We start from the raw sequence: 13307 nt of genomic DNA, 5'->3' as shown, positions 1-13307 counted from the left end.
TTCGCGCTGTAGATGCGTTGACTTCATTCGCTCACCCCGGTCACATAGGTAATCTATGCTCCCGGGGGTTCCGAATTCGTCGCCTTCCTACAACGCGAAATCCTTAGGGTATTTGAATTCGTTTTGTCGGTTGGGTAAGGCAGTGCTACCCCCCCGACAAAAACAATAAATCAAAAGGGAACTGAAGATGGCAACTCCACATATTAATGCAGAAATGGGTGATTTCGCTGACGTCGTATTGATGCCGGGCGACCCGCTGCGCGCAAAGCATATTGCTGAAACTTTCCTCGAAGATGTTCGTGAAGTGAACAACGTTCGCGGCATGTTAGGTTTCACCGGTACTTACAAAGGCCGTAAGATCTCCGTTATGGGTCACGGGATGGGTATCCCGTCCTGCTCTATCTACACCAAAGAGCTGATCACCGATTTTGGCGTGAAGAAAATCATTCGCGTAGGCTCCTGCGGCGCTGTGCGTATGGACGTTAAACTGCGTGACGTGGTTATCGGTATGGGCGCCTGCACCGACTCCAAAGTAAACCGTATCCGTTTTAAAGATCATGACTTCGCAGCTATCGCTGACTTCGACATGGTGCGTAATGCAGTTGATGCGGCAAAAGCGCTGGGCGTAGACGCGCGCGTGGGCAACCTGTTCTCCGCTGACCTGTTCTACTCTCCGGACGGCGAAATGTTCGACGTAATGGAAAAATACGGCGTGCTGGGCGTGGAAATGGAAGCGGCGGGTATCTACGGCGTTGCGGCTGAGTTTGGTGCGAAAGCGCTGACCATCTGCACCGTGTCCGACCATATCCGTACTCACGAGCAGACCACTGCCGCTGAACGTCAGACGACCTTCAACGACATGATCAAAATCGCACTGGAATCCGTTCTGCTGGGCGATAAAGAGTAAGTGTTGTGATGCCCGGTAGCGCTGCGCTTACCGGGCTACAATCGATGTATGCCGGACCGCCATCCGGCATTTTCAGGCCAGCGTTTAGCTCACTGCACTGGCAATCCACGCTGACAGCTCGCGTAACTCTTTCTCCTGCTGTGGGAAATCAACCAGCAGCGCTTCGCACTCCTGTTGCAGCATATCCGCACGGTACAAACACCCCTGCAGACGACCCGCCAGCGCTTCTAACGGCGCGGGATTGAGGCTGTCGGTAAAGACCTGCGTACGGGTGATATGACCTTTTTCCACGTCGAAATGCAGCTCAACGCCGCCCCAGGTGAAACGCTCGTCCAGAAGGTGCGAGAACGCAGGCGCCTGACCAAAATTCCACTCCCAACTGCTCTGACGGGCAAAGGTTTCGGCAAAGTTCGGCAGATCCGGGGTTTTGTCCGGCGAGATAATTTCCGCTTCGACACGTTCGCCGTAGTGGGCAAAAAAGGCTTCCGTGATAGCCTGACAGACCTGTTGATGGGTGATGCCCGGCAACAGCTCCGTTAGATTCGCTACGCGTGAGCGAACCGAGGTAATGCCTTTGGCGGCGAGTTTCTTTTTATCCGGATTGAGATAGTTTGCCAGGCGGCTGAGATCGGCGTTCAACAACAGCGTGCCGTGGTGGAATCCGCGGTCTTTCGTTTCCCGATAAGCAGAGCCGGAAACTTTGCGATCGCCGTCTGGCGTTTTCACGACCAGATCGTTACGCCCGGAGGCGTCGGCGTCTACGCCCAGCGCGTTCAGGGCATGGAGGACAATAGCGGTAGAGATGGTTTTGTCGTACTCCGGTTTACCGGCCATAAAGGTAAAGCAGGTATTGCCTAAGTCATGGAACACCGCGCCGCCGCCGCTGCTGCGACGGGCGAGCCGCACGTTGTCTTCTTCCATACGGCGGGTATTACACTCTTTCCACGGGTTTTGCGCCCGGCCAATCACCACCGTATCGGCGTTACGCCACAAGAACAGGACGCGCTGCGTGGCGGGCATCTGGCGAAAAATGCACTCTTCGACCGCGAGGTTAAACCACGGATCGTAAGAGTCTGAGATAAGCAGGCGTAGTGTCGTCATGGTCGATTTCCTTTCTGTTATTACTCTTTCTTCTCGTTATCTTCTTCCTGTACCGGTTTGTTGGCGGTCAGCAGGAAAGGGGATTGCTGCCAGCGGGTGCGCTTGCCTTGCAATAAGGTACGGGTGAGCACCACGCCAATTGCCAGTGACAGAAGCAGCATTAGGCGTAAGATGTTGGTGGTGTTATCCACCTGCTTGGCTTCGGTGGCGAGCGTGTGGGTATCCAGCGTCAGGCGTAGATAGCCCAGTGGACCATTTCTTCCCTGAATGGGCTCGACAATCTGCTGGTTAAAATAGCCCCCGGCTTTTTTGCCGTCCAACGCCAGTCGGTCTCGAACGTTGACGCTCTCACCGGTGCGTGTAATCAGGTCTCCCTTTTCATCGTAGACGCCCGCATCCAGAATACGGCTACTTTCCGTGAGCTGCGAGAGTACCGCTTTAATGCGCTTTTCATCCGGCGTTTCGGTACGCATCAGCGGGGCGACGTTCAAGGAGACCTGGCGAGCCAGCGTGCGCGCCAGCTCTTCGAGCTGCGGATTACGCTGCTGTTGGTGGCTTTGACTAAACCAGGACGCGCCCTGCATCAGAGCAACGAGCAGCGCAAGGCAGGACAATACAATCACTGCACGATGAAGTCGGAATTTCAGTTTTGTGCGAGCCATATTCCACCTGCTGAAAATTTGAGACTTAATGTTGCCAGAAGCGCTGGTTACAGGGTAGCCTCATGCGTTATTTTCCCCTGATGATTCCGACCCGAACGATTTTACAGGAGCTTTAATGCCTAACATTACCTGGTGCGATCTACCTGAAGATGTTTCTCTGTGGCCAGGTCTGCCTCTCTCTTTAAGCGGTGATGAAGTCATGCCGCTGGATTACCACGCGGGCCGCAGTGGCTGGCTGCTGTACGGTCGTGGGCTGGATAAACAACGGTTAACGCAATACCAGAGCAAACTGGGTGCAGCGATGGTGATCGTGGCGGCGTGGTGCGTTGAGGATTATCAGGTGATTCGTCTGGCGGGCTCGTTAACGCCGCGTGCGGCAAAACTGGCGCATGATGCCAAACTGGATGTTGCGCCACTGGGTAAAATTCCGCATTTGCGCACGCCGGGTTTGCTGGTGATGGACATGGATTCAACGGCTATCCAGATCGAGTGTATCGATGAAATTGCCAAACTGGCGGGAACCGGCGAAATGGTAGCCGAAGTTACCGAACGCGCGATGCGCGGCGAGCTGGACTTTACCGCCAGCTTGCGCAGCCGCGTGGCGACGTTGAAGGGCGCTGATGCCAATATTTTGCACCAGGTGCGCGAAACGCTACCACTGATGCCTGGCCTGACTCAGCTGGTGTTAAAACTGGAAACGCTCGGCTGGAAAGTGGCAATTGCCTCCGGCGGTTTTACCTTCTTTGCCGATTATCTGCGTAACAAACTACGTCTGACGGCGGCTGTGGCAAACGAGCTGGAGATCATGGACGGTAAATTCACCGGCAACGTGATCGGCGATATCGTCGATGCGCAGTACAAAGCCAACACCCTGACCCGCCTGGCGCAGGAGTATGAGATCCCGATGGCGCAGACGGTGGCGATCGGCGATGGCGCCAACGATCTGCCGATGATCAAAACGGCTGGACTGGGTATAGCGTATCATGCCAAACCCAAAGTGAATGAAAAGACGGAGATTACGATCCGTCACGCTGACCTGATGGGCGTGTTCTGCATTCTCTCTGGCAGCATGAACCAGAAATGATTTAATTGCCTGATGGCAAAGTGACCGTAGGCCGGATAAGCGCCCACGCTGTCCGGTAAACGCGCTAACGAAAGAGGTAAAACGTGGCCAAAGCTCCAAAACGCGCCTTTGTTTGTAACGAATGCGGGGCCGATTACCCGCGCTGGCAAGGGCAATGCAGCGCCTGTCAGGCCTGGAACACCATTACCGAGGTACGCCTTGCTGCGTCACCAACGGTGGCGCGTAACGAGCGGCTCAGTGGCTATGCCGGGAATGCGGGCATCGCAAAAGTGCAGAAGCTGTCTGATATCAGCCTTGAAGAGTTGCCGCGTTTTTCCACCGGATTTAAAGAGTTTGACCGCGTGCTGGGCGGCGGTGTGGTGCCAGGCAGCGCCATCCTGATTGGCGGTAACCCCGGCGCAGGGAAATCAACGCTGCTGCTGCAAACGCTGTGCAAGCTCGCTGAGCAGATGAAAACCCTGTACGTCACCGGCGAAGAGTCTTTGCAACAGGTGGCGATGCGCGCGCATCGACTCGGTCTGCCGACGGCGAATCTGAACATGCTGTCGGAAACCAGTATCGAACAAATTTGCCTGATTGCCGAAGAAGAACAGCCGAGGCTGATGGTTATCGACTCCATTCAGGTGATGCACATGGCGGACATTCAGTCTTCGCCGGGCAGCGTGGCACAGGTACGCGAAACCGCGGCTTACCTGACCCGCTTTGCCAAAACGCGCGGCGTGGCGATTGTCATGGTCGGCCACGTCACCAAAGACGGCTCGCTGGCCGGTCCAAAGGTGCTGGAGCACTGTATTGACTGCTCGGTGCTGCTCGACGGCGACGCCGATTCTCGTTTTCGTACTCTGCGTAGCCATAAAAATCGCTTTGGCGCGGTGAATGAACTGGGCGTCTTTGCCATGACCGAACAGGGGCTGCGTGAAGTTAGCAACCCTTCCGCTATCTTCTTAAGCCGTGGCGATGAAGTCACCTCCGGCAGTTCGGTGATGGTGGTCTGGGAAGGCACGCGCCCGTTACTGGTGGAGATTCAGGCGCTGGTCGACCATTCGATGATGGCGAATCCGCGTCGTGTGGCGGTTGGTCTGGAGCAGAACCGTCTGGCGATTCTGCTGGCCGTGCTGCATCGTCACGGCGGCTTGCAGATGGCGGATCAGGACGTGTTCGTCAACGTGGTTGGCGGCGTGAAGGTTACCGAAACCAGCGCCGATCTGGCACTGCTACTGGCAATGGTTTCCAGCCTGCGCGACCGACCGCTGCCGCAGGACTTAGTGGTCTTTGGCGAAGTGGGACTGGCGGGCGAAATCCGTCCGGTACCCAGCGGCCAGGAGCGTATTTCGGAAGCGGCGAAGCACGGCTTTCGTCGGGCGATTGTTCCTGCCGCCAACGTGCCGAAAAAAGTGCCGGAAGGGATGCAGGTCTTTGGCGTTAAGAAGCTTACGGATGCTTTAAGCGTGTTTGACGACCTATAATAAAATACCCGCCGTCTTTCCGGCGGTATTGGGTATTACGTTTATTTTTACAGCAGGAGGCTCTTGTGTCATTTGATTATCTGAAAACTGCCATTAAGCAAAAGGGCTGTACCCTGCAACAGGTGGCAGATGCCAGTGGCATGACCAAGGGATATTTAAGTCAACTGCTGAATGCCAAAATTAAAAGCCCCAGCGCGCAAAAGCTGGAGGCGTTGCACCGGTTTCTCGGGCTGGAGTTTCCGCGCCAGCAGAAGAATATCGGTGTGGTATTCGGTAAGTTTTATCCGCTGCATACCGGCCATATCTATCTTATCCAGCGCGCGTGTAGTCAGGTCGATGAACTGCATATCATCATGGGGTATGACGACACGCGCGATCGCAGCCTGTTTGAAGACAGTGCTATGTCGCAACAGCCCACGGTGCCCGATCGTCTACGCTGGCTGCTGCAAACCTTTAAGTATCAGAAAAATATCCGTATTCATGCCTTCAACGAAGAGGGTATGGAGCCGTATCCACACGGTTGGGATGTGTGGAGCAACGGGATCAAAACGTTTATGCAGGAGAAAGGGATCCAGCCTAACTGGATTTACACCTCTGAAGAGTCAGATGCCCCGCAGTATCTGGAACATCTGGGGATCGAAACCGTGCTGGTGGATCCCAAACGAACGTTTATGAACATCAGCGGCGGGCAAATCCGTGAGAACCCGTTTCGCTACTGGGAGTATATTCCTACAGAAGTGAAGCCGTTTTTCGTGCGCACTGTGGCGATCCTCGGCGGAGAGTCGAGCGGAAAATCGACGCTGGTGAACAAGCTCGCCAATATCTTTAACACTACCAGTGCGTGGGAATATGGGCGTGATTACGTCTTCTCCCATTTGGGCGGTGATGAGATGGCGTTGCAGTATTCCGACTACGATAAAATCGCCCTGGGACAAGCCCAATACATTGATTTTGCTGTCAAGTATGCCAATAAAGTGGCGTTTATCGACACCGATTTCGTTACCACTCAGGCCTTCTGCAAAAAGTATGAAGGGCGTGAACACCCGTTTGTGCAGGCCCTGATTGACGAGTATCGCTTTGACCTGGTGATCCTGCTGGAGAACAATACTCCATGGGTGGCGGATGGCTTACGCAGTCTCGGCAGTTCGGTTGACAGAAAAGCGTTTCAGTCGCTGCTGGTCGAGATGCTGCAGGAAAACAATATCAATTTTGTGCACGTTCAGGAGCCCGACTATGACGGTCGATTTCTGCGCTGCGTGGAGTTGGTGAAAGAGTTGATGGGCGAGCAGAGATAGCGTAAATGCCGGATGGCGTTGCGCTTATCCGGCCTACAAGTCGCACTAACCTCGTAGGCCGGATGAGGCGTAACGCCGCCATCCGGCGCTTAACGGTAATTACTTCGAAATACGCTTGTACTTAATACGCTTCGGCTCCAGCGCATCTGCGCCCAGCGTGCGTTTCTTGTACTCTTCGTATTCGGTAAAGTTACCTTCGAAGAACTCAACCTTACCTTCATCCTGGTAATCCAGAATGTGGGTCGCGATACGGTCGAGGAACCAACGGTCGTGCGAGATGACCATCGCGCAGCCCGGGAACTCCAGCAGGGCGTTTTCCAGCGCGCGCAGGGTTTCGATATCCAGGTCGTTGGTTGGTTCATCAAGCAGCAGCATGTTGCCGCCAACCTGCAGCAGCTTCGCCAGGTGCAGACGACCGCGCTCACCGCCGGAGAGTTCGCCTACGCGTTTACCCTGATCAACACCTTTAAAGTTGAAGCGGCCTACGTAGGCGCGGCTTGGCATCTCGGTGTTGCCGATCTTCATGATATCCAGCCCGCCGGAAACTTCTTCCCACACGGTTTTGCTGTTGTCCATGGCGTCACGGAACTGGTCAACGGAAGCCAGCTTGACGGTTTCACCCAGCGTGATGGTGCCGCTGTCTGGCTGTTCCTGACCGGGCATCATACGGAACAGGGTAGATTTACCCGCGCCGTTCGGACCGATGATGCCGACGATAGCGCCTTTCGGTACGGAGAAGCTCAGGTCGTCAATCAGAACGCGATCGCCGTAGGATTTACGCAGATTGGTGACTTCAACGACTTTATCACCCAGACGTGCTCCTGGTGGGATAAACAGTTCGTTGGTTTCGTTACGCTTCTGGTATTCGGTGTTGTTCAGCTCTTCAAAGCGTGCCAGACGGGCTTTACCCTTAGACTGACGGCCTTTAGCGCCCTGACGCACCCACTCCAGCTCTTTCTCAATGGATTTACGGCGAGCCGCTTCCTGAGATGCTTCCTGCGCCAGACGCTGATCTTTCTGCTCCAGCCAGGAGGAGTAGTTGCCTTCCCATGGAATACCTTCGCCGCGGTCAAGCTCCAGAATCCAGCCCGCAACGTTGTCGAGGAAGTAACGGTCGTGGGTAATCGCCACCACGGTGCCTTCGAAGTCGTGCAGGAAGCGTTCCAGCCACGCAACGGATTCGGCGTCCAGGTGGTTAGTCGGTTCGTCGAGCAGCAGCATGTCTGGTTTTTCCAGCAGCAGGCGGCACAGCGCGACGCGGCGGCGTTCACCACCGGAGAGGTTCTCAATTTTAGCGTCCCAGTCCGGCAGACGCAGGGCGTCAGCGGCACGCTCAAGCTGCACATTCAGGTTATGACCGTCGTGCGCCTGAATGATCTCTTCAAACTTGCCCTGTTGCGCAGCGAGTTTATCGAAGTCGGCGTCCGGCTCGGCGTACTTTGCGTACACTTCATCCAGACCTTTCAGCGCGTTAACCACTTCGGCAACCGCTTCTTCCACGGATTCACGAACGGTATGTTCCGGGTTTAGTTTCGGTTCCTGCGGCAGGTAACCGATTTTAATGCCAGGCTGTGGGCGAGCTTCACCTTCGATATCGGTATCAATGCCGGCCATAATGCGCAGCAGGGTCGATTTACCCGCGCCGTTCAGACCAAGTACACCGATTTTGGCGCCAGGGAAGAAGCTCAGTGAGATGTTTTTAAGAATATGACGTTTCGGCGGAACGACTTTGCCGACACGATGCATGGTATAAACAAATTGGGCCACGTTGGACTCGCCTCTTTATTTATCCCGTCATACTTCAAGCTGCAGATGCGTTGGCTGTGAGTTACTCGGCTCATCCATGAGCCTCGCCCTTGCGGGCCGCTGCTCCGCAGCGTTCAAATCTGTTCCTGACAGATTTGTCGTTCCCCCCAGTCACGCACTTTGTACGCTCAGGGGATTTACTCCCTCGCCGCCTTGCTGCAACTTGAATTATTTAGGGCTAATTATTGGTAAATAGTTATCAAAGGCGAAGTGTAGCCTTTTTCATTGCCCAATCCCAGCCAGCAGATCTCACTCGCAACAAAAGTAAAAAAGTGTCCGTGACGTGGCGCATTCTGCAATGTCTGGTTAGCATGAACTAATTAAGCGGCATGATGCTGCACAGACGTAACATGAGAAGAGGAAGAGCTTGTGGACAAAGCCAATCAATTTACCTGGCGCCTGCTGGCGGCCAGCGTATGTCTGCTGACGGTCAGTCAAGTGGCGCGAGCCGATTCCCTGGATGAGCAGCGCAGTCGCTATGCGCAAATTAAACAGGCCTGGGATAACCGACAGATGGATGTCGTAGAGCAGATGATGCCCGGCCTGAAGAATTATCCTCTGTATCCTTATCTGGAATATCGTCAGATTACTGACGATCTGATGAATCAGCCTACCATTACCGTTACCAATTTTGTGCGCGCCAACCCGACGCTGCCCCCCGCGCGTACTCTGCAATCACGTTTCGTGAATGAACTGGCGCGACGGGAGGACTGGCGTGGACTACTGGCGTTCAGCCCAGAAAAACCGGGTACCACGGAAGCGCAATGCAACTATTACTTTGCGAAATGGAGCACCGGGCAAACCGAAGAGGCCTGGCAGGGCGCGAAAGAACTGTGGTTGAGCGGGAAAAGCCAGCCGAACGCCTGTGACAAATTATTCGGCGTATGGCGCGCCTCAGGAACTCAGGATCCGCTGGCGTATCTGGAGCGTATTCGTCTGGCGATGAAAGCAGGGAATACCGGTCTGGTCACGGCGTTAGCTGGGCAAATGCCCGCGCAATACCAAACTATCGCTTCGGCGATCATCGCGCTGGCCAACGATCCGAATTCGGTGATGACCTTTGCACGCACCACTGGCGCGACGGATTTCACCCGACAGATGGCGGCGGTGGCTTTTTCCAGCGTGGCGCGTCAGGATGCGGAAAACGCCCGCCTGATGATCCCGTCTCTGGCGCAGGCGCAACAGCTGAATGACGAGCAAACCCAGGAGCTGCGCGACATCGTCGCCTGGCGTCTGATGGGTAATGACGTTACCGATGAGCAGGCCAAATGGCGCGATGACGCCATTATGCGCTCGAATTCCACCTCGCTTGTGGAGCGCCGTGTGCGCATGGCGCTGGGAACCGGCGATCGTCGTGGTCTGAATACCTGGCTGGCGCGTCTGCCAATGGAAGCAAAAGAGAAAGATGAGTGGCGTTACTGGCAGGCGGATCTGCTGCTTGAGCGCGGGCGCGAGGCGGAAGCCAAAGAGATCCTGCACCAGCTCATGCAGCAGCGCGGTTTCTATCCGATGGTGGCGGCACAGCGTCTGGGTGAAGAGTACGAGTTGAAAGTGGATAAAGCCCCGGCAAACGTTGACTCTGCGCTGACTCAGGGACCGGAAATGGCACGTGTGCGCGAGCTAATGTACTGGAACCTGGACAATACCGCGCGCAGTGAATGGGCGAATCTGGTCACCAGTCGCACGAAGTCTGAGCAGGCTCAGCTGGCGCGTTATGCGTTCAACAATCACTGGTGGGATCTGAGCGTACAAGCGACGATCGCCGGTAAGCTGTGGGATCATCTGGAAGAGCGTTTCCCACTGGCCTACAAGGATCTGTTTACACGCTACACCAGCGGTAAGGATATTCCGCCAAGCTATGCGATGGCGATAGCGCGTCAGGAAAGCGCCTGGAACCCGAAAGTAAAATCGCCGGTTGGTGCCAGCGGGCTGATGCAGATTATGCCGGGCACGGCGACGCATACGGTGAAAATGTTCTCGATTCCAGGTTACAGCAGCCCGAGCCAACTACTGGATCCTGATACCAACATCAACATTGGTACCAGCTATTTACAGTATGTCTATCAGCAATTCGGTAATAACCGCATTTTCGCGTCGGCGGCCTATAACGCCGGACCGGGGCGCGTTCGCACCTGGCTTGGCAATAGCGCGGGTCGTATCGATGCTGTCGCGTTTGTCGAAAGCATTCCATTCTCTGAGACGCGTGGCTACGTGAAGAACGTGCTGGCTTACGATGCGTACTATCGCTATTTCCTCGGTGACAAACCGGAGTTGATGAGCGACGCAGAATGGCAACGTCGTTACTGATCGTGTCGGTTGTGTTATGCTATCGTACTCGTTAAAGAGTACAAAAGGGGGAGGCAAGCACGCTTCCCCCGCAACGATGGCGATAACTTATGACTCAGCAATCACCCTATTCGGCAGAGATGGCAGAACAGCGTCACCAGGAGTGGTTACGTTTTGTCGATCTGCTTAAACACGCCTATGAACAAGACTTACACCTGCCCCTGCTCAATTTGATGTTAACGCCGGATGAGCGCGAAGCGCTGGGCACGCGCGTGCGTATCATTGAAGAGCTGCTGCGCGGCGAGATGAGTCAGCGCGAGCTTAAAAACGAGCTCGGGGCGGGGATCGCCACCATTACACGGGGGTCGAACAGCCTCAAATCCGCACCGGTGGATCTGCGTCATTGGCTGGAGCAGGTGCTGCTAAAAAATGCCTGATGGCGCTTCGCTTTCAGGCCTAAGTATGTGGCGCGGTTGTGGCCGGATAAGGCGAAGCCGCCATCCGGCACAACGCTATAAATACACTGCGTTATGAAACGGGCTGAGCGCCAGAATCACCGCCTGGTGGTATACGCTTGAGCGCGTCAGCTTGCCCGCGGTAAAGACGCCGATAGCGCCCTCTTTACGGCCAATCTCATCAATACCCGTGTAGTCCGACATCACCGGACCGAGCGCTTCGCCCTGACGGACTCTGTCGAGAATGACAGTTGGCAATGGCAGCGTGGCTGAACGGGCTTCGCCGCGCTGGACGCCATTATCAATCACTACCCAACTGAAGGTCGCATCGTCGTCAATTCCCGCTTCAATAGCGACCCAGAAATCAGCCTGCGGGTGCAGACGGCGCGCATTATCAACGCGATTTCGTGCGCCAGTGCGCGTTTCCTGGTTTCCGAAAGGTTGTTCCGGCACGCCACTCTCGACGGCGACGGGTTCAATATGGCAGGATCCTTCCCCGAAAATCTCTTCAAATGCCCGCAGAATTGCCTGAATTTTGGCAGGATTGGTGGTCGCAGAGATAACCTTGTGCATAATTAAGCTCAGTTTGAAAATTCATCGCATCGCAGTATAACGGAAAAAAAGCATGTTACAGGTATACCTTGTTCGCCATGGCGAAACGCAGTGGAACGCCGAGCGACGTATTCAAGGCCAGTCAGACAGCCCACTGACCGCTAAAGGTGAACAGCAAGCCATGCAGGTGGGCGAACGCGCCCGCACGTTTGGTATTACGCATGTCATCAGCAGCGATTTAGGTCGTACACGACGCACCGCAGAAATCATCGCCCAGGCCTGTGGCTGTGATATCACCTATGACTCACGTTTGCGCGAGCTGAATATGGGCGTGCTGGAGCAACGCCATATCGATACGCTGACGTCGGAAGAAGAGGGCTGGCGTCGCCAGTTGGTGAACGGTACGGTGGAGGGGCGTATTCCTGAAGGGGAATCGATGCAGGAACTGAGCGATCGCGTCCACGCGGCGCTGGCATCCTGTCTGGAACTGCCGCCGGGGAGTCGTCCGCTGCTGGTCAGTCACGGTATTGCACTGGGTTGCCTGGTGAGTACGATTCTGGGATTACCGGCATGGGCTGAACGTCGCCTGCGTCTGCGCAACTGTTCTATTTCTCGCGTCGATTACCAGGAAAGTTTGTGGCTTGCGCCGGGATGGGTAGTTGAAACGGCAGGGGACATCTCACATCTGGACGCCCCTGCGTTAGACGAACTGCAGCGCTAGCGGCGAATAGGAATCAGGAATTCGCAGCGCAGGTTGATCGGGCGATCTCCCGCTTTGGCATCTTCTGCCGGGTAGTATCGCTCGATATCCTGCCCTTTACGGCGCGTCAGGTTCAGCATTGGCATGCATGTGCCGTAAACCGTCAGGATAAACTCCTGTATGCCGGTCCCCAGTCCTTCATAGGTAAACATCACATACTCGCCGCCCTGTAGCAGGATAGGCTGTGCCGACGGCACATAACCATTGGCCTGTTCCGGCGTCAGTGCTGTGGTGTAAAACACTTCCTGCTCGTCATCTTTTTCAATGCTCGGACGCGTTTCGTTCAGCCCGTACAGCACCGGTGGGATCGCAGGAGCCTGGCTAAGGAAGTCGCGCCAGAACTGAATTCGCATTTCATGACGGAAATCTGAAATCTGCTCCAGCGAGCAGGAATAGCTTTGCGTGGTGCCAAGCAGTTGCGTATCTTCCAGCGTGACAAACTCGTGCGCAGGCATGGCAAATTCACCCAGTCGCATAGGCGGGCGAATACCAAACGCGCTCCATTCCGGCGAACGGCGATACAGCGCAGGCGTCTGGGAAAACTGTTTCTTGAACGCGCGGGTAAAGGTTTGTTGAGAGTCAAAGCGATATTGCAGCGCAATATCCAGAATTGGGCGTGCAGTCAGGCGCAGCGCCACTGCGGATTTCGATAAACGACGGGCGCGGATATAGGCGCCAATAGCATGGCCCGTCACGTCCTTAAACATTCTCTGCAGGTGCCACTTGGAATAGCCTGCTTTTGCCGCCACATTGTCAAGCGACAAAGGCTGATCCAGATGACCTTCCAGCCAGATTAATAGGTCGCGAATAATGCCAGCCTGATCCATAAAATATCCTCATCCTTTCAACAACGAGTACCTGACGTCAGGTATGAGGATAATAGCATTTTTTGCTGTTTTAGCATTCAGTGTTTTTTTTGCTCATAAATGCTTT

General features: G+C 55.1%; 12 protein-coding genes. 7 read left to right on the top strand and 5 right to left on the bottom strand.

The features are described from left to right. The first annotated feature begins 187 nt into the window (after nucleotides 1-187). Nucleotides 188-907 carry a purine-nucleoside phosphorylase gene (gene deoD / locus OGV38_RS09430; RefSeq protein ID WP_000224864.1) on the top strand — a complete coding sequence of 240 codons (720 nt, stop codon included), beginning with the start codon at nucleotides 188-190 and terminating at the stop codon, nucleotides 905-907. A gap of 84 nt (nucleotides 908-991) precedes the next feature. On the opposite strand, the gene lplA is transcribed toward deoD, so the two are convergent. Both lplA and OGV38_RS09420 read right to left on the bottom strand, forming a co-directional pair. Further along, the gene (gene lplA / locus OGV38_RS09425) at nucleotides 992-2008 is read right to left on the bottom strand and encodes a lipoate--protein ligase (RefSeq protein ID WP_016151611.1); all 1017 of its coding nucleotides are present in this window, start codon (nucleotides 2006-2008) and stop codon (nucleotides 992-994) included. Between the two features lie 20 nt (nucleotides 2009-2028). Continuing rightward, complete coding sequence (locus OGV38_RS09420) at nucleotides 2029-2670, bottom strand: YtjB family periplasmic protein (protein ID WP_016155636.1); 642 nt, start codon at nucleotides 2668-2670, stop codon at nucleotides 2029-2031. A 115-nt stretch (nucleotides 2671-2785) separates the two neighbouring features. Here OGV38_RS09420 and serB point away from each other — a divergent pair, with 115 nt between their 5' ends. The 3 genes from serB to nadR all read left to right on the top strand — a co-directional run bounded on the left by serB (nucleotide 2786) and on the right by nadR (nucleotide 6515). Further along, nucleotides 2786-3754 carry a phosphoserine phosphatase gene (serB, locus tag OGV38_RS09415; RefSeq protein ID WP_003829946.1) on the top strand — a complete coding sequence of 323 codons (969 nt, stop codon included), beginning with the start codon at nucleotides 2786-2788 and terminating at the stop codon, nucleotides 3752-3754. A gap of 83 nt (nucleotides 3755-3837) precedes the next feature. Continuing rightward, nucleotides 3838-5220 carry a DNA repair protein RadA gene (radA, locus tag OGV38_RS09410; protein ID WP_016151613.1) on the top strand — a complete coding sequence of 461 codons (1383 nt, stop codon included), beginning with the start codon at nucleotides 3838-3840 and terminating at the stop codon, nucleotides 5218-5220. Between the two features lie 65 nt (nucleotides 5221-5285). Then, nucleotides 5286-6515 (top strand): multifunctional transcriptional regulator/nicotinamide-nucleotide adenylyltransferase/ribosylnicotinamide kinase NadR, encoded by a 1230-nt coding sequence (nadR, locus tag OGV38_RS09405; protein WP_016151614.1) that lies wholly within the window; start codon nucleotides 5286-5288, stop codon nucleotides 6513-6515. 99 nt (nucleotides 6516-6614) lie between these two features. On the opposite strand, the gene ettA is transcribed toward nadR, so the two are convergent. Further along, the gene (gene ettA / locus OGV38_RS09400; RefSeq protein WP_286473219.1) at nucleotides 6615-8282 is read right to left on the bottom strand and encodes an energy-dependent translational throttle protein EttA; all 1668 of its coding nucleotides are present in this window, start codon (nucleotides 8280-8282) and stop codon (nucleotides 6615-6617) included. A 408-nt stretch (nucleotides 8283-8690) separates the two neighbouring features. On the opposite strand from ettA, the gene sltY reads away from it, so the two are divergent. Together sltY and trpR are read left to right on the top strand one after the other, a co-directional pair. Beyond that, a complete protein-coding gene (gene sltY / locus OGV38_RS09395) occupies nucleotides 8691-10628 on the top strand; it encodes a murein transglycosylase (protein WP_047358370.1) in 1938 nt (645 codons plus the stop codon). Nucleotides 10629-10717: 89 nt separating this feature from the next. After that, on the top strand, nucleotides 10718-11044 hold the full coding sequence (gene trpR / locus OGV38_RS09390; RefSeq protein ID WP_019078321.1) for a trp operon repressor: 327 nt from the start codon (nucleotides 10718-10720) through the stop codon (nucleotides 11042-11044). 75 nt (nucleotides 11045-11119) lie between these two features. Here trpR and yjjX read toward each other — a convergent pair whose 3' ends face one another. Further along, nucleotides 11120-11635 carry an inosine/xanthosine triphosphatase gene (gene yjjX, locus OGV38_RS09385; protein WP_269518504.1) on the bottom strand — a complete coding sequence of 172 codons (516 nt, stop codon included), beginning with the start codon at nucleotides 11633-11635 and terminating at the stop codon, nucleotides 11120-11122. A gap of 52 nt (nucleotides 11636-11687) precedes the next feature. Between yjjX and gpmB the strand changes: the two genes are divergently transcribed. After that, entirely contained in the window at nucleotides 11688-12335 is a 648-nt protein-coding gene (gene gpmB, locus OGV38_RS09380) for a 2,3-diphosphoglycerate-dependent phosphoglycerate mutase GpmB (RefSeq protein ID WP_016151619.1), read from the top strand. Here the strand turns inward: gpmB and robA are convergent. After that, nucleotides 12332-13201, bottom strand: a complete 870-nt coding sequence (robA, locus tag OGV38_RS09375; protein ID WP_286473218.1) for an MDR efflux pump AcrAB transcriptional activator RobA — start codon at nucleotides 13199-13201, stop codon at nucleotides 12332-12334. The genes gpmB and robA overlap by 4 nt on opposite strands. Nucleotides 13202-13307: the final 106 nt, after the last annotated feature.

This window comes from Citrobacter sp. Cb080 (assembly GCF_030334745.1).
GTDB lineage: Bacteria > Pseudomonadota > Gammaproteobacteria > Enterobacterales > Enterobacteriaceae > Citrobacter > Citrobacter braakii.
This window is presented reverse-complemented; position numbering and strand designations above follow the sequence as displayed.